This window comes from Pseudomonas californiensis (assembly GCF_021147775.1).
Classification (GTDB): Bacteria; Pseudomonadota; Gammaproteobacteria; order Pseudomonadales; family Pseudomonadaceae; genus Aquipseudomonas; species Aquipseudomonas californiensis.
The window spans coordinates 97,716-112,211 of record NZ_JAGTPK010000002.1; the positions used below are offsets into that span (position 1 = coordinate 97,716).

The window sequence follows — 14,496 nt, forward strand, 5'->3', positions numbered from 1 at the left end:
CCTTGAAAAACAATGGCTTGATTGATTTGTGGCGAAAGTGCGGTTCAGGAAACAGACAGGAATGTTCCCGTGTTACCCGACTTGGGTGTTCCCCATGGCTGAGCGGTAACACATCTTGTTTCTCTTTCAGGTGAGCGCCAAAACAGGGCATCGGCAATCACCTTGTGGCAGGCGAACACAGGGCCGTCGCTGTCGAGGCAGCGCAAGCAGGTTTGTCTGGCATGCAATATCCAGACGGCGTTCGAGCGCTTTTTATCAGGTGTTGTCGCTGATGGCTGTGTGATGTCGTTCAGCGTTGTCCCGGTGTCGCAGACAGAGCATGTCTGATCCCCGCGCAGGTTGATGATCAGGGTGGCGCTGCGGTGCGAGTTGTCGTGCGCAAGACTGATCAAGGCGTGCAGGGCGCGGGCTGCCCCAATGTCGGGCGTGCAAGCGGTCTTGGAAAACAACGTTAACGATGCCCGACATCCGTCGGTGCATGACTTCCGGGGAAGTGACGATGAAGATTCGAAATATCCTGGGCGCGGGTGCCGCCCTGGTACTTGCTGCCAGCTCTACACTGGCCATGGCTGAAACAAAGACACTGACCATCGGTTATGTAGAAGGCTGGTCCGACAGTGTCGCCACCACTTTCGTGGCATCCGAGGTGCTCAAACAAAAACTCGGTTATGACGTCAAGCTGCAGTCTGTGGCTGCCGGGATCATGTGGCAGGCAGTCGCCACCGACAAGCTGGACATGATGCTCTCGGCCTGGTTGCCGGGTACTCACGGTGAGTACTACACCAAGTACAAGGATCAGGTTGTCAACTACGGACCCAACTTCAAGGACGCCAAGATCGGCCTTATCGTGCCGGAGTACGTGAAAGCCAAGACCATCGAAGACCTGAAGACCGATGACTCCTTCAAAAAGAAGATCACCGGTATCGACGCAGGTTCGGGTGTGATGATCAAGACTGATCAGGCCATCAAGGATTACGGTCTGGACGGCTACAAGCTGCAGGCCAGTTCCGGCGCGGGCATGATTGCCGAGCTGACACGCGCCGAGAAACGCAACGAATCCATCGCCGTAACAGGCTGGGTGCCGCACTGGATGTTTGCCAAGTGGAAGCTGCGCTTCCTGGAAGATCCAAAAGGTGTTTATGGCGCCGCCGAAACGGTCGACAACGTCGCCAGCCTGAGCCTGGAAAAGAAAGCGCCGGATGTCGTCGCGTTTCTGAAAAAATTCCAGTGGGCCTCCAAGGATGAAATCGGTGAAGTCATGCTGGCGATTCAGGATGGTGCCAAGCCCGAGGCAGCCGCCAAGGAATGGGTAGCCAAACACCCTGATCGCGTCGCTGAGTGGACCGCCAAATAGTCCAGCCAGGCTTCTGAAACAGGCTTTTGAAGGCCGTCCGGTTTTAATATCGGACGGCCTTTTTCGTTTCAGGCATGACTGTTTTTGCGTTTCGACTACTGTTCAGTTTGCCGCGTTTGCAACGTGGCCTGTGTCTACGACTAATGTCGTTCTAATACTAAGGTCGTCTGGAGTGCGCGCCGGACCCGACTAAAGTGGATTGCGTGACATCTCATCTGTGCTGCGAGGACAAAAACAATGAACGACAGCATTTACCTCTCGATTCAAAACAGCCCGCGTTTCAAGGAGCTGGTCTCCAAGAGAGAGCGTTTCGCCTGGATTCTCTCGGCGATCATGCTTGGGCTTTACGCCGCATTCATCCTATTGATTGCGTACGGACCTCATATTCTGGGGGCCAAACTGAGCGCAACATCTTCCATTACCTGGGGAATGCCGATCGGGGTCGGCCTGATCATCTCTGCATTCATTCTGACGGCCATTTACGTGCGCCGCGCCAATGGCGAGTTTGACGATCTGAACAATGCGGTTCTCAAGGAGATTCAGCAATGATCCGTCGTCTATCCGCGGCCCTCGGCCTTTCAGTTTTCGCTCCGGCCCTCATGGCGGCAGATGCACTCACCGGGGCTGTGCAGAAGCAACCCTTGAACGTGTCGGCTATCGTCATGTTCGTGCTGTTCGTAGGCTTTACCCTGTACATCACCTACTGGGCATCGAAGAAGAACAAGACCGCGTCGGATTACTATTCGGCAGGTGGCAAGATCACCGGTTTTCAAAACGGTCTGGCGATTGCGGGCGACTACATGTCAGCCGCCTCTTTCCTGGGTATTTCCGCGCTGGTATACACCTCGGGCTACGACGGTCTGATCTACTCGATCGGCTTTCTGGTCGGCTGGCCGATCATTTTGTTCCTGATCGCAGAGCGTCTGCGTAACCTGGGCAAATACACATTTGCGGACGTTGCTTCGTACCGTCTCAAGCAAAAGGAAATCCGGACACTGTCGGCTTGCGGTTCGCTGGTCGTCGTGGCGTTTTATCTGATTGCGCAAATGGTTGGTGCCGGCAAGCTGATCCAGTTGCTGTTCGGTCTGGACTACACCGTTGCGGTGATTCTGGTCGGTATCCTGATGTGCCTCTACGTGCTGTTCGGCGGTATGCTGGCCACCACCTGGGTGCAGATCATCAAGGCAGTGATGCTGCTGTCCGGTGCGTCGTTCATGGCGCTGATGGTCATGAAGCACGTCAATTTCGACTTCAACATGCTGTTCTCCGAGGCGGTCAAGGTTCACCCTAAAGGTGAGGCAATCATGAGCCCGGGCGGTCTGGTAAAAGATCCGATCTCGGCGTTCTCGCTCGGCCTGGCACTGATGTTCGGTACCGCTGGCCTGCCTCACATCCTCATGCGCTTCTTCACTGTGAGCGATGCCAAGGAAGCCCGTAAATCGGTTCTGTACGCGACTGGTTTCATCGGCTACTTCTACATCCTGACCTTCATCATCGGTTTCGGCGCCATCCTGCTGGTCAGCACCAACCCGGCGTTCAAGGACGCAGCGGGTGCCTTGCTGGGTGGTAACAACATGGCGGCGGTTCACCTGTCCAATGCGGTCGGTGGCAGTCTGTTCCTGGGCTTCATCTCCGCGGTTGCATTTGCCACCATCCTGGCAGTGGTTGCAGGCCTGACGCTGGCGGGTGCTTCGGCGGTGTCTCATGACCTGTACGCCAGTGTGATCAAGAAAGGCAAAGCCAACGAGAAGGATGAAATTCGCGTCTCGAAGATCACCACCATCGCTCTCGCGCTTGTGGCCATCGTGTTGGGCATCGCCTTCGAAAGCCAGAACATTGCGTTCATGGTGGGCCTGGCGTTCTCCATCGCAGCCAGCTGCAACTTCCCGGTTCTGTTGCTCTCCATGTACTGGAAAAACCTGACCACCCGCGGTGCCATGATTGGTGGCTGGATGGGGCTGATAAGTGCAGTGGTGCTGATGATCCTGGGCCCTACCATCTGGGTGCAGATCCTGCACAATCCTAAAGCCATTTTCCCTTACGAATACCCGGCGCTGTTCTCCATCGCCATCGCATTCGTGGGTATCTGGTTCTTCTCCATCACCGACAAGTCGAAAGCCGCAGAGGGCGAGCGCGCCTTGTTCATGCCGCAGTTCGTACGCTCGCAGACTGGCCTGGGTGCCAGCGGTGCAGTGTCGCACTAAGCGTTGCGCAGTATAAAAAAACAGCCCTTCAGGGCTGTTTTTTTTTGCCTCGGTTTTCTCAAGCGATAAAGTTACAGGCAATAAAAAGCCCCGCTTCAGTAGCAGGGCTTTCATATCGCTGGAAACTGGTTATATCCTGCCGAGCAGTACCAGAATCAACAGGATGACCAGGATCGTGCCGATGATGCCCGATGGACCGTAGCCCCAGCTGCGTGAGTGCGGGAATACCGGCAGACCGCCGACCAGCAGCAGAATCAGAACGATGATAAGAATAGTGCCGAGGCCCATGACGAGTTCCTTCTTTTAATGTCCAGTTTGATAGCTACTGCAGTTGAAGCCAGCACCCAATGGCGTCGGGTTCGACTGCCTGAAATATCCGACCCCGGTGTTTATCAAAAGGTTCGTTCAACTTAATACAAATGCTTACAAATTTAAAAAATGAGTCTGATCAGGAGCTTGGATTTTAAACATTCATAGCAAGTGGACATTTTAGAGGCATATCTGTACCAAAACGGCTTGAGAAAGATTGAACTATTGAGCCAGTAAAGTATCCCGCATTACTTGAGCGTTAATGGCAGGCTGATGATTTAATGCGTTGCATGGGCACGCAGAAGGAGCATGACCGTGGTCTATCGATTGGCAGCCGATGCAGTCGTTTTGTTTCATCTGTTCTTTATCGTCTTCGTATTGGCCGGTGGTCTTGCCGTCTGGCGCTGGCCCAGGGTTGCGCTGGTGCACGTACCCGCCATGGCATGGGGCATGATCGTGGAATTCATGCACGTGTATTGTCCGCTGACACCCCTGGAAAACGCGCTGCGTCTCAAGGCCGGTGAACAAGGCTATGAGGGCGATTTTGTCGAGCATTACCTGATTCCGCTCATTTATCCCGCCGCGCTCACTCCCGCCATACAACTGTGGCTGGGCGCCATCGTCGTGTCGATCAATGCCTTGGTCTACGGTGTTCTGCTGTTTCGTTGGCTGCGCCGCAGCAACGCGGGATGAGGTCCGGGTTTGCTCCAGGCATTCAGCGTCTTGATGGTGGGGTTACAGGACCTCGGCTGTGATTACACTTCAGTTACTCCTGCACATCACAAGGCATTCTGTTATGCAAAATCGCATCATGGTTACTGGCGCAGGCTCAGGTCTGGGCCGTGAAATTGCACTGCGCTGGGCACGCGAGGGCTGGCGTCTTGCGCTGTCTGATATCAATGATGCCGGTTTGCAGGAAACCCTATCACGGGTTCGCGAAGCCGGAGGTGATGGCTTTGTTCAACGCTGTGATGTGCGCGATTACAGCCAGCTCACCGCTTTTGCCCAGGCGTGTGAAGAGCGCTTCGGCGGTATCGACGTGATCGTCAATAACGCAGGCGTGGCTTCAGGTGGTTTCTTCAACGAATTGTCGCTGGAAGACTGGGACTGGCAGATCGCGATCAACCTGATGGGCGTGGTCAAGGGCTGCAAGGCTTTTCTGCCGATGCTCCAGGCCAGCAAGGGCCGGATCATCAACATTGCCTCAATGGCAGCGCTGATGCAGGCACCGGCAATGAGCAATTACAACGTGGCCAAGGCAGGTGTTGTAGCGCTCTCGGAAAGCCTGCTGGTCGAGCTGCGTGATCAGGACGTGAGTGTGCACGTGGTGTGTCCGTCCTTCTTCCAGACCAACCTGCTCGATTCCTTTCGCGGCCCGACACCCGCCATGAAAGCGCAGATCGGCAGGCTGCTGGAAAAGTCGCCGATCACTGCCAGCGACATCGCTGATCATATCTTCGAGGAAGTCGCCAAAGGCGAGTTCATGATCCTGCCCCATGAAGAAGGCCGATTGGCTTGGGAAATGAAGCGCAAGCAACCGCAGGCGATGTATGAAGAGATGACGGTAATGTGCGGGAAAATGCGCGCCAAGGCGCGTCAGACACAGTAACGCTGACGTCGGCAGCCGCAGCGCTGGCGCTGAAATCTCTGGTAGGGTAGCGGGCCTGTATCGTTACCCCTGAAGAGAGTGGCTGTGCTCAATTATCTGTGGTTTCTGCTCGCGGCCCTGTTCGAGATTTTCGGCTGCTATGCCTTCTGGCTATGGCTGCGGCAGGGCAAGAGCGCGTTGTGGATCATCCCGGCGCTGGTCAGTCTGACCGTGTTCGCCCTGTTGCTGACCCGCGTTGAAGCGGCCTACGCCGGGCGCGCTTATGCAGCGTATGGCGGGATCTACATTGTGGCGTCGATCGCCTGGCTGGGGTTGGTCGAGCGGGTCAGGCCTTTGACGTCCGACTGGCTTGGGCTGGCTTTTTGCGTGGTGGGGGCGACGATTATTTTGCTCGGACCTCGCTGGTCTGCCAGCTGAACGAACAGCCGCTGCAGACGATTTATCCTACGTAAATGGCTGTTAAGTAGGATGCTTCCGTCGGTATATTCCGATGGGCCTGAAGGGTGTTACTGATTTGTCATCCGCACATTGAAGCGTGCGCTTCTGCGCTGCACCCTGCCTCTTTTCTCATAACAAGAGAGGCGGGAAGCATGCTGGTATTGACGCGGGAAATTGGCGAAACCTTTTCCATCGGTGACGACATCACCGTGCAGATTCTGGGTGTGAACGGCAATCAGGTTCGGCTTGGCATTGACGCACCCAAACATATCAAGATTCACCGTGCCGAAGTCTTCCGGCGTATCGCTGCCAAATTGGCGGAACAGCCGATGTCACCTGCCTCGTGAGGCTCAGTCGAAGAATTCCTTGGGCACGTCGTGTTTGAGCATCAACTGGCACTGTTGGCTTTCTTGGTCGAAAAAAATCACCGCCTGGCCTTTGGTCAGCGCATGCCGTACGCGCAGTACGCGAGTTTGCAGTGGCGTCTCGTCACCGTTGTCGGTGCCTTCACGCGTCACGAAGTCTTCGATCAGGCGAGTGAGAGTGTCGGGTTCAAGTTGGTCGTAGGGGATCAGCATGGCGGTTCTCTTGTCGATAGCCGGCGATGATAGTGCTGCGGTGGCGAGCATCGCAATTTATAACGGGGCGCAATGCCGTTCTTCAGCGGCAGGCAAACGACTGACCCTGTATGCAGGAGCAGACCGGGCAGTGCCCGGCTGCTTTGAGCGGTATCAGCTTTCTTCGCGATTCTGTCCGATCAGGCTGTCGACCGGTGGTACACGGGTGTCGGACTCCATCTGAGCGTCATGCTCGATCTGATGGCTGAAACGCTCCAGTGAGGTCTGCGCGGGCTTGGCGTCGCTGGCAAATACTGGCGGGCTGAGGATGTAGGCTCCGAGCAGCTTGCTCAGCGCCGCCAGGCTGTCGATATGGGTACGCTCGTAGCCGTGCGTCGCGTCACAGCCGAAGGCCAGCAGCGCCGTGCGGATGTCGTGGCCCGATGTTACGGCCGAATGGGCGTCACTGTAGTAGTAGCGAAACAGGTCGCGACGCACAGGCAGCTCGTTCTCGACGCCCAGACGCAACAGGTGCCGGGACAGGTGATAGTCGTAAGGGCCACCGGAATCCTGCATGGCGACACTGACCGCATGTTCGCTGGAATGCTGACCCGGCGCGACAGGTGCAATGTCGATGCCGACAAACTCACTGACGTCCCAAGGCAATACACCTGCCGCGCCCGTGCCGGTTTCTTCGGTGATGGTGAACAGCGGGTGACAATCGATCAGGGGCTCGGCGCCGCTGTCGACGATGGACTTCAGGGCCGCCAGCAATGCAGCCACGCCTGCCTTGTCGTCCAGATGACGCGCGCTGATATGGCCGCTCTCGGTGAATTCCGGCAGGGGATCGAATGCCACGAAGTCACCAATGCCGATGCCCAGTGATTCGCAGTCGGCGCGTGTGGTGCAATAAGCATCAAGGCGCAGTTCGATGTGATCCCAACTGATCGGCATTTCATCAACGGCAGTATTGAACGCGTGGCCTGAAGCCATGAGCGGCAGTACGCTGCCACGGATGACGCCGGTGTCGGTGAACACGCTGACACGGCTGCCTTCGGCAAAGCGGCTGGACCAGCAGCCCACTGCGGCCAAGGCCAGACGGCCGTTGTCTTTGACTTCCCTGACGCTGGCACCAATGGTGTCTAGGTGCGCAGACACGGCACGGTCAGGGGTGTTCTGCTTGCCCTTGAGCGTCGCGCGAATGGTGCCTCGTCGCGTCAGTTCGAACGGAATGCCTATTTCCTCAAGGCGCTCGGCAACGTAGCGCACGATGGTATCGGTGAAGCCGGTCGGGCTTGGGATCGCGAGCATTTCCAACAGAACTTTCTGCAGGTACTTCAGATCCGGGTCGGGGATATTTGCAGGGGTCATGGAAGCTCCTCCAGGAATAGTTACAGGCCAGGTCTACAGCCTGCACACGGGTCGAAAGTCCCATGTGCAGGCTGTCCCTCAAGCGTGTAACTGCGGTCAAATATGCACAGGCAAACTGTGCGGAAACAGCAGATCGACGAATCTTTCGGCGGTGGGTTGAGGTTCGTGGTTGGCAAGCCCTACGCGTTCATTGGCTTCAATGAATACGTACTCGGCCTGATCGGCGGCAGGCACCATCAGGTCCAGACCGACAACCGGAATATCCAGCGCCCGTGCCGCACGCACCGCTGCATCAATCAGCACTGGATGGAGTATGGCCGTGACATCGTCAAGGCAGCCTCCGGTGTGCAGATTTGCGGTGCGGCGTACGGCCAGGCGCTCGTCCAGGGGCAGCACAGTCGAGTAGTCGTAACCGGCTTCGCGCACCGTGCGCTCGGTTTCCTCATCCATGGGGATCTTGCTCTCGCCGTCAGTCGCGGCGGCACGGCGGCGACTTTGGGCTTCGATCAGTTGCTTGATGGTATGGCGGCCATCACCATTGATTTCGGCTGGGCGTCGTATGGCAGCAGCCACCACTTCAAAGCCGATCACGACGATGCGCAGGTCCAGGCCTTCGTGAAAGCTTTCCAGAATCACGCGGGCGTCAAATTGGCGAGCACGCTCGATGGCATTCTGCACGTCTTCAAGCGTACGCAGATCAACCGCCACACCCTGGCCCTGTTCGCCGTCCAGCGGCTTGACGACAACCTGGCCATGGGTTTCAAGAAAAGCACGGTTTTCCTCTTCGCTGCCCGCGCGCTGTTGGGCAGGCAGGCGTAGGCCTGCAGCTTTCAGCGCTCGATGTGTCAGGCTTTTGTCCTGACACAGCGTCATGCTGACCGCGCTGGTGAGGTCGCTCAATGATTCGCGGCAGCGTACGCGACGGCCGCCATAGCTGAGCGTGAACAATCCGGCGTCGGCATCGTCCACTTGCACGTCGATACCTCGACGATGCGCTTCCTCGACAATGATTCGCGCATACGGATTGAAGTTCGCCTGAGGGCCGGGCCCCAGGAAGAGCGATTCATTGATGCCGTTCTTGCGCTTGATGGCGAAGGTCGGCAAGTTGCGGAAGTTGAGCTTGGCGTAAAGCGCCTTGGCCTGATCGTTGTCATGCAGCACCGACAGATCCAGGTAGCTCAGGCCGCGGCTCATGAAGTGTTCGATCAAGTGACGTACCAGCACTTCACCGACGCCTGGGCGGGTGCACTGCGGATCGACTGCCAGACACCAGAGGCTGCTGCCTTTTTCCGGATCGCTGAAGGCTTTCTGATGATTGAGGCCCATGACGCTGCCGATCACGGTGTGAGTGCTCTCATCTTCCGCCAGCCAATACACCGGTCCACCCTGATGACGGGGGGTCAGCAGGGCAGGGTCGATCGGCAGCATGCCGCGCGCCAGATACAGGTTGTTGATCGCCTGCCAGTCGGACTCGCTCTGCGCGCGACGAATGCGATAGCCGCGAAACACACGCTGCGCCGGACGGTAATCGCTGAACCACAGGCGCAGAGTGTCGGACGGGTCGAGAAACAACTGCTGGGGTGCCTGTGCCAAAACCTGTTGGGGTGCCGCCACGTACAACGCGATGTCGCGCTCACCGGGTTTCTCGTTGAGCAGGTCCTGGGCCAGCGCCGCCGGGTCAGGAAACGTATGCCCAATCAGCAAGCGGCCCCAGCCGCAGTGCAATGCCAGAGGCTCACCTTCCGGCTGACTGCCGTCCTCGGCAAAACGAGCCTGCAGGCGTTCATAGGTGGGCGACTGCCCGCGCAGCAGGCGCTGGCTGTAAGTCGTCGCATTCTGTTTCATCGGTCACAGTCCTTGTTCGCTGAGCCACAGGTTCAGCGCCGCCAATTGCCACAGCTTGGAGCCGCGCAATGGCGTGAGTTGTCCTTGCGGATTGGTCAACAGCTTGTCGACCATGGTCGGGTTGAACAGGCCGCGGTCCTGGCTCGGATCGGTCAGCAATTCACGAACCCAGTTCAGGGTGTTGCCTTCCAGATGCTTGAGGCCCGGCACCGGGAAATAGCCCTTCTTGCGGTCGATCACCTCGGAAGGAATCACCATGCGCGCTGCTTCTTTCAGTACCTGTTTGCCGCCGTCGGGCAGCTTGAACTTGCCGGGGATGCGCGCCGACAGCTCGACCAGACGGTAGTCCAGGAACGGCGTACGCGCTTCAAGGCCCCAGGCCATGGTCATGTTGTCGACACGCTTGACCGGGTCATCCACCAGCATCACGGTGCTGTCCAGGCGCAGAGCCTTGTCGACCGCCGCGCTGGCGCCAGGCTGCGCGAAGTGATCGCGCACAAAATCACCGGCGGCGTCATTGGCCGTCAACCATTTCGGTTGTACAGTCTCTGCATATTCCGCATAGCTGCGGTCGACGAACGCGTCCCGATAGGCAGCCACCGGATCGCTGGCACCGTCCACTTGCGGGTACCAGTGGTAGCCAGCAAACAGTTCGTCGGCGCCTTGGCCGCTCTGTACCACTTTGCAGTGCTTGGCTACTTCGCGTGACAGCAGATAGAAGGCAATGCAGTCATGGCTGACCATCGGCTCGCTCATGGCGCGGAACGCCGCAGGCAGTTGCTCGATGATCTCGCTTTCCTGAATGCGCAACTGATGATGGCGCGTGCCGTAATGCTTGGCGATCAGGTCTGAATACTGGAACTCGTCACCGCGCTCGCCACCAGCGTCCTGGAAACCGATCGAGAAAGTCGACAGATCTTCGACACCCACTTCGCGCAGCAGGCCGACCAGCATGCTGGAGTCGACACCGCCTGACAGCAGCACACCAACATCGACCGCGGCACGTTGGCGAATCGCCACCGCTTCGCGGGTGCTGTCGAGTACGCGGTCACGCCAGTCTTCAAGGGTGAGGTTTTTCTCGTCGTCATGCGGACCGTAGGGCAGGGTCCACCAGACTTTCTTCTCGACGTTGCCACTGGCGTCAACCCGCATCCAGCTGGCAGGTGGCAGTTTTTCAACACCGGCCAGCAGTGTACGAGGCGCAGGCACCACCGCATGAAAATTGAGGTAATGGTTCAGCGCAATCGGGTCGAGCATCGAGCTGATGTCGCCGCCCTTGAGCAGCGCAGGCAGCGACGACGCGAAGCGCAGGCGCTTGTCGGTCTGCGACAGGTAAAGCGGCTTTACGCCCAGACGGTCGCGAGCAATGAACAGCTGCTTGCTGTCACGTTCCCAGATGGCGAACGCGAACATGCCGTTCAGCTTGGGCAGCATGTCTGCGCCCCAGGCGTGGTAGCCCTTGAGCAGTACTTCTGTGTCGCCGCCGGAATGGAACTGATAGCCCAGGCTTTCCAACTCGGCACGCAGTTCCGGAAAATTGTAGATCGCGCCATTGAAGGCCATCGACAGACCAAGGTGGCTGTCGATCATCGGCTGCGCCGAGCCGTCTGACAGATCCATGATTTTAAGGCGGCGATGGCCCAGGGCAACTGGCCCCTGGCTGTGGAAGCCCCATGCATCCGGGCCGCGAGGCGCCAGCTCATGGGTAATGCGTTCAACAGCCGCGAGGTCCGCTGGCTGATGGTCGAAACGTAATTCACCTGCTAATCCGCACATAAGTCCTTACCGGGTTTCCGTTGGGGAGGTGACTGAGAAAGTGCAGTCACCCAGAAACTGACCCGAAGGCATCGCGGTAGTTTTAGATCAAAAGGTTATAAGCGGGCAGGGCACGTGCGTCTCATGGCGCCCCATTTTGCGCTTTATGACTAGCAGAGTTGCCAGTAGTTGTCGTCTGTAGGGACGCGCATTGTTGTCGCATCCAGGAAAGAGTCGACGCAAATAACAGGGTGAGGTAGACGCTATGGACGGTAAAAGTGGCTGGTTTGCTTTGGGCACCATTCTTTCTGATCGTGCCCTTGAAATTGGCGAGAGGCTTCAAATCAGCCTGATAAATCGCGGTTCAGGAACAGTTATTGAGGTCATCGAGTACAGCCCACCCGCTGATAGGTTGGGTCATTTTGACTGGCCCAAGTATCTGTCAGATCACGTCAACGCTTCAGCCACGCATCTTAGAGCGGGCATAAAGCAGGCAGATGGGACATTCAAGACCGAGTACAGCCAGTACCTGAATCAATTGTGGACAGACAGCGGCGTGGACAGAGCCCTGATCAGCAGTGCCTGCGATCTTGCGGGTTGGTCGGATATGAGTATTTTCAACGCTGCGGGTTCATTGCCTTTGGGTACTGTGATCACCTGTGAGCTGACCAGTACGAACGAACACTGTGTGTATGAGACGTTCAGCGTCCCGGTACCTGATGCACAGACAGGACGTTTTATCTGGCCTGCTTTCGTTAGCCAGTTAGTCAATCGGTCGGCCGCGCTGTTGAGAGCAGGTGAAAAAGACGAGCCTGGCAAACGTTTTGTTCCAATTGGCAGCAGTTACAGAAATCATTTGTGGGCGCCAGCGGGTACGCCATTGCGGGCGGACTGGCGGGTTACGCTTTCAGAAAGCGCGCGCGTAACAGCGAACACTGTTTTCGAGTCGCTGTGCATTCAAGCCTCGGTCACACCCCCCGTTCAGCAGGTGATAGATGAGTGGCTGGCCGGGTTCGCCGATGGCAAATTTCCGGACGTGATTTACCCACCTGATGGGCAAGTCGTGGAGGACGTCAGCGGGCTGACAGAGCACCTGGATCGTATCGTCAAGATTGCCAGTTACTTGCTGAAACTGCCGGCCTCCGCTCCAGTGCTGTATGTGAACAAAGCATTGGAGGCACTTGATTTCTATGCCGTACAAAATTATGACATTGCAAGTTGGTGGTCCAGGCAAATCGGTTTGGCCAAGAAGGCCGCGCGTGCTGCACTCTTGCTGGCTGTGCATCTCAAGGGGGGAGAGTTGCTCAGACTCTATATTCCTTACGCCATGAAAACCACTACGACGTATGCTCATACTCAGACGGGGGCAAACCTGGCCGACTTCGCATCTATTCAGATTCTTTGGAGTGCAAGCGCCTGGAGTAATTCTGGAGATGATAAATACACGTTATACCTGCGCGCGGCGGCAGATGTCTTATCTGAACTGTGCCTGCCGGTAGAGCGAAGCGGCACAGAGCACGGAGAGGGTATCAGCGTCGATTATTCAATCAGCCAGCACAACCCTAAATACGGCGCTGTTTATTGCACCCAGCTCTACTCGGGCTCGTACGGCGCTGAACTGGTTGGAAGAATAATCGAAAGTCTGGCTGTTCTGATCAATGAGTTTTCACTTTCTCCAGCGGCCAGAATCGAGTTGGTAAAACTGGTCGCCGGTGGCATGGGTTGGATGGGATATGCAAACCATCTTGATTTTCAAGTCAATGGCAGAGCTATCAGTCGCGGTATTGCATTCAGCACACACTTTGGAGCGTGGGCCACAGCCCTCCTGCCTTCAGCGGATGAGGACAATAAACCAGTACTCGAAGAATTGATCCGTCGTTCCGACGGCGATGAGGCCCACAACACGTACTACCAAGGGGCACGTTTCTTTTGGGTCAATGATTACATGTCGTATATGGGAGCGGGTTTTTGTCTGTGGGCCAAGGTGATATCCAAACGCACGGTAGGTGGAGAAAGCGGCAATGGTGAAAACCCCAAAGGCTACTACATGGGCGCAGGCACCTATTTTCTTACCCGCCACGGTGAGGAATACGCAGGCATTCAGCCCGTATGGGACTGGCAGCGTTTGCCTGGCACCACGGTCGAGCAGAATCCCGACTTTAAATGGCCCAACACTACGTGGGGTACGAACATGTGGGGAAGTCATGATTTTGCGGGAGGGGTCAGCGATGGGGCGAGAGGTCTGCTGTCCATGGAGTTATCCAGGGGAAACGTAACACACGCTTACAAGACTGTGATGACCTTCGATAACCGTATTGTCTGTATCGGGACAAAGATCGAGTGTAGCAACGCTGTCCATCCTGTTGTCACGAGTGTCAATCAATGCATCGCAAACGGTACGGTTCGATACAGGACAGTGAATGGCGACGAACATGAGGTCAGGCTGGGGGAGTCAGTCACTGGATCAGATATAGATCAAATTCATCACGACGTTTTTCTATACCGTCTCGGTATGATCTGGCGGCGACCAAGTGTAACTATCAAGGTCGAACGCCGCAGCGGTGCGTGGAAAGATATCAATGTGAACGGCTCCCCAGACGTGGTGACACAACCGGTGTTTTCAGTCTGGATCAATCATGATCTTGACGCATCCGGATCTTATTTTTATGAAATTCGGCCTGCTGAAGACTTCTTGGACGAGACTACGTTGCTGACCGCACACCAATCCACTGCGGACTTTCATTATTGGGTCGACGAAGATGTGGTGATGGCCAGTTGTTTTGACCCCCGACCTTTGCGTCTTGACTGCAGCGAAGGAACCCCGACGTTCTATCCCGAGCAGCCGTGCTCTTACATCTATAAGCGAGAGGATAGGACGGTTCAACTGACGTGCTCTGACCCGACACAGAAAAAGGATAAGCTTTCCTTTACTGTTCGCACGGATGATGAGGGCAATGCGGTCTCCAGCCGCTCGTTCCCGTTGCCTCAAGGTGACGAACTGGGCCGACCCGTGACAGTGGAATACCCGCTGGATGAGTGATGTCGCTCTGGAAA

The 14,496-nt window shown here is 56.7% G+C and carries 13 protein-coding genes; 8 read left to right on the top strand and 5 right to left on the bottom strand.

Going from position 1 to position 14,496, the window contains the following annotated elements; genetic code table 11:
• The first annotated feature begins 499 nt into the window (after window positions 1–499).
• From KDX37_RS02570 to KDX37_RS02580, 3 genes are all read left to right on the top strand, one after another.
• Entirely contained in the window at window positions 500–1,354 is an 855-nt protein-coding gene (locus tag KDX37_RS02570; protein ID WP_231651108.1) for a glycine betaine ABC transporter substrate-binding protein, read from the top strand.
• A 237-nt stretch (window positions 1,355–1,591) separates the two neighbouring features.
• The gene (locus tag KDX37_RS02575) at window positions 1,592–1,903 is read left to right on the top strand and encodes a DUF485 domain-containing protein (protein ID WP_231651109.1); all 312 of its coding nucleotides are present in this window, start codon (window positions 1,592–1,594) and stop codon (window positions 1,901–1,903) included.
• Window positions 1,900–3,558: a cation acetate symporter gene (locus tag KDX37_RS02580; RefSeq protein ID WP_231651110.1), complete on the top strand. Its 1,659-nt coding sequence runs from the start codon at window positions 1,900–1,902 to the stop codon at window positions 3,556–3,558. Before KDX37_RS02575 ends, KDX37_RS02580 begins: the two co-directional genes overlap by 4 nt.
• A gap of 129 nt (window positions 3,559–3,687) precedes the next feature.
• On the opposite strand, the gene KDX37_RS02585 is transcribed toward KDX37_RS02580, so the two are convergent.
• Complete coding sequence (locus KDX37_RS02585) at window positions 3,688–3,846, bottom strand: DUF3309 family protein (RefSeq protein WP_231651111.1); 159 nt, start codon at window positions 3,844–3,846, stop codon at window positions 3,688–3,690.
• Window positions 3,847–4,176: 330 nt separating this feature from the next.
• Here KDX37_RS02585 and KDX37_RS02590 point away from each other — a divergent pair, with 330 nt between their 5' ends.
• The 4 genes from KDX37_RS02590 (at window position 4,177) to csrA (ending at window position 6,261) form a co-directional block, all read left to right on the top strand.
• A complete protein-coding gene (locus KDX37_RS02590; protein ID WP_231651112.1) occupies window positions 4,177–4,560 on the top strand; it encodes a DUF2784 domain-containing protein in 384 nt (127 codons plus the stop codon).
• Window positions 4,561–4,663: 103 nt separating this feature from the next.
• Complete coding sequence (locus KDX37_RS02595) at window positions 4,664–5,476, top strand: SDR family oxidoreductase (protein ID WP_231651113.1); 813 nt, start codon at window positions 4,664–4,666, stop codon at window positions 5,474–5,476.
• 84 nt (window positions 5,477–5,560) lie between these two features.
• Window positions 5,561–5,893, top strand: coding sequence for a YnfA family protein (locus KDX37_RS02600; protein WP_231651114.1), 333 nt, complete (start codon window positions 5,561–5,563; stop codon window positions 5,891–5,893).
• Between the two features lie 173 nt (window positions 5,894–6,066).
• Window positions 6,067–6,261: a carbon storage regulator CsrA gene (csrA, locus tag KDX37_RS02605; RefSeq protein ID WP_231651115.1), complete on the top strand. Its 195-nt coding sequence runs from the start codon at window positions 6,067–6,069 to the stop codon at window positions 6,259–6,261.
• Window positions 6,262–6,264: 3 nt separating this feature from the next.
• Here the strand turns inward: csrA and KDX37_RS02610 are convergent, their stop codons facing one another.
• The 4 genes from KDX37_RS02610 to KDX37_RS02625 all read right to left on the bottom strand — a co-directional run bounded on the left by KDX37_RS02610 (window position 6,265) and on the right by KDX37_RS02625 (window position 11,463).
• Window positions 6,265–6,492: a YheU family protein gene (locus KDX37_RS02610; protein WP_231651116.1), complete on the bottom strand. Its 228-nt coding sequence runs from the start codon at window positions 6,490–6,492 to the stop codon at window positions 6,265–6,267.
• Between the two features lie 153 nt (window positions 6,493–6,645).
• A complete protein-coding gene (locus tag KDX37_RS02615; RefSeq protein ID WP_231651119.1) occupies window positions 6,646–7,842 on the bottom strand; it encodes an osmoprotectant NAGGN system M42 family peptidase in 1,197 nt (398 codons plus the stop codon).
• A 96-nt stretch (window positions 7,843–7,938) separates the two neighbouring features.
• Complete coding sequence (gene ngg / locus KDX37_RS02620; protein WP_231651121.1) at window positions 7,939–9,687, bottom strand: N-acetylglutaminylglutamine synthetase; 1,749 nt, start codon at window positions 9,685–9,687, stop codon at window positions 7,939–7,941.
• A 3-nt stretch (window positions 9,688–9,690) separates the two neighbouring features.
• Complete coding sequence (locus KDX37_RS02625; RefSeq protein ID WP_231651123.1) at window positions 9,691–11,463, bottom strand: N-acetylglutaminylglutamine amidotransferase; 1,773 nt, start codon at window positions 11,461–11,463, stop codon at window positions 9,691–9,693.
• Between the two features lie 244 nt (window positions 11,464–11,707).
• Here KDX37_RS02625 and KDX37_RS02630 point away from each other — a divergent pair, with 244 nt between their 5' ends.
• Entirely contained in the window at window positions 11,708–14,482 is a 2,775-nt protein-coding gene (locus KDX37_RS02630) for a polysaccharide lyase family 8 super-sandwich domain-containing protein (protein WP_231651125.1), read from the top strand.
• The last annotated feature ends 14 nt before the right edge of the window (window positions 14,483–14,496 follow it).

Excerpts from the sequence above, each read along its gene's own strand:
- csrA (WP_231651115.1), top strand. The coding sequence starts at position 6,067 with ATGCTGGTATTGACGCGGGAAATTGGCGAAACCTTTTCCATCGGTGAC.
- KDX37_RS02625 (WP_231651123.1), bottom strand. The coding sequence starts at position 11,463 with ATGTGCGGATTAGCAGGTGAATTACGTTTCGACCATCAGCCAGCGGAC.
- KDX37_RS02585 (WP_231651111.1), bottom strand. The coding sequence starts at position 3,846 with ATGGGCCTCGGCACTATTCTTATCATCGTTCTGATTCTGCTGCTGGTC.
- KDX37_RS02590 (WP_231651112.1), top strand. The coding sequence starts at position 4,177 with ATGACCGTGGTCTATCGATTGGCAGCCGATGCAGTCGTTTTGTTTCAT.
- KDX37_RS02615 (WP_231651119.1), bottom strand. The coding sequence starts at position 7,842 with ATGACCCCTGCAAATATCCCCGACCCGGATCTGAAGTACCTGCAGAAA.
- KDX37_RS02580 (WP_231651110.1), top strand. The coding sequence starts at position 1,900 with ATGATCCGTCGTCTATCCGCGGCCCTCGGCCTTTCAGTTTTCGCTCCG.
- KDX37_RS02610 (WP_231651116.1), bottom strand. The coding sequence starts at position 6,492 with ATGCTGATCCCCTACGACCAACTTGAACCCGACACTCTCACTCGCCTG.
- ngg (WP_231651121.1), bottom strand. The coding sequence starts at position 9,687 with ATGAAACAGAATGCGACGACTTACAGCCAGCGCCTGCTGCGCGGGCAG.
- KDX37_RS02575 (WP_231651109.1), top strand. The coding sequence starts at position 1,592 with ATGAACGACAGCATTTACCTCTCGATTCAAAACAGCCCGCGTTTCAAG.
- KDX37_RS02570 (WP_231651108.1), top strand. The coding sequence starts at position 500 with ATGAAGATTCGAAATATCCTGGGCGCGGGTGCCGCCCTGGTACTTGCT.
- KDX37_RS02630 (WP_231651125.1), top strand. The coding sequence starts at position 11,708 with ATGGACGGTAAAAGTGGCTGGTTTGCTTTGGGCACCATTCTTTCTGAT.
- KDX37_RS02595 (WP_231651113.1), top strand. The coding sequence starts at position 4,664 with ATGCAAAATCGCATCATGGTTACTGGCGCAGGCTCAGGTCTGGGCCGT.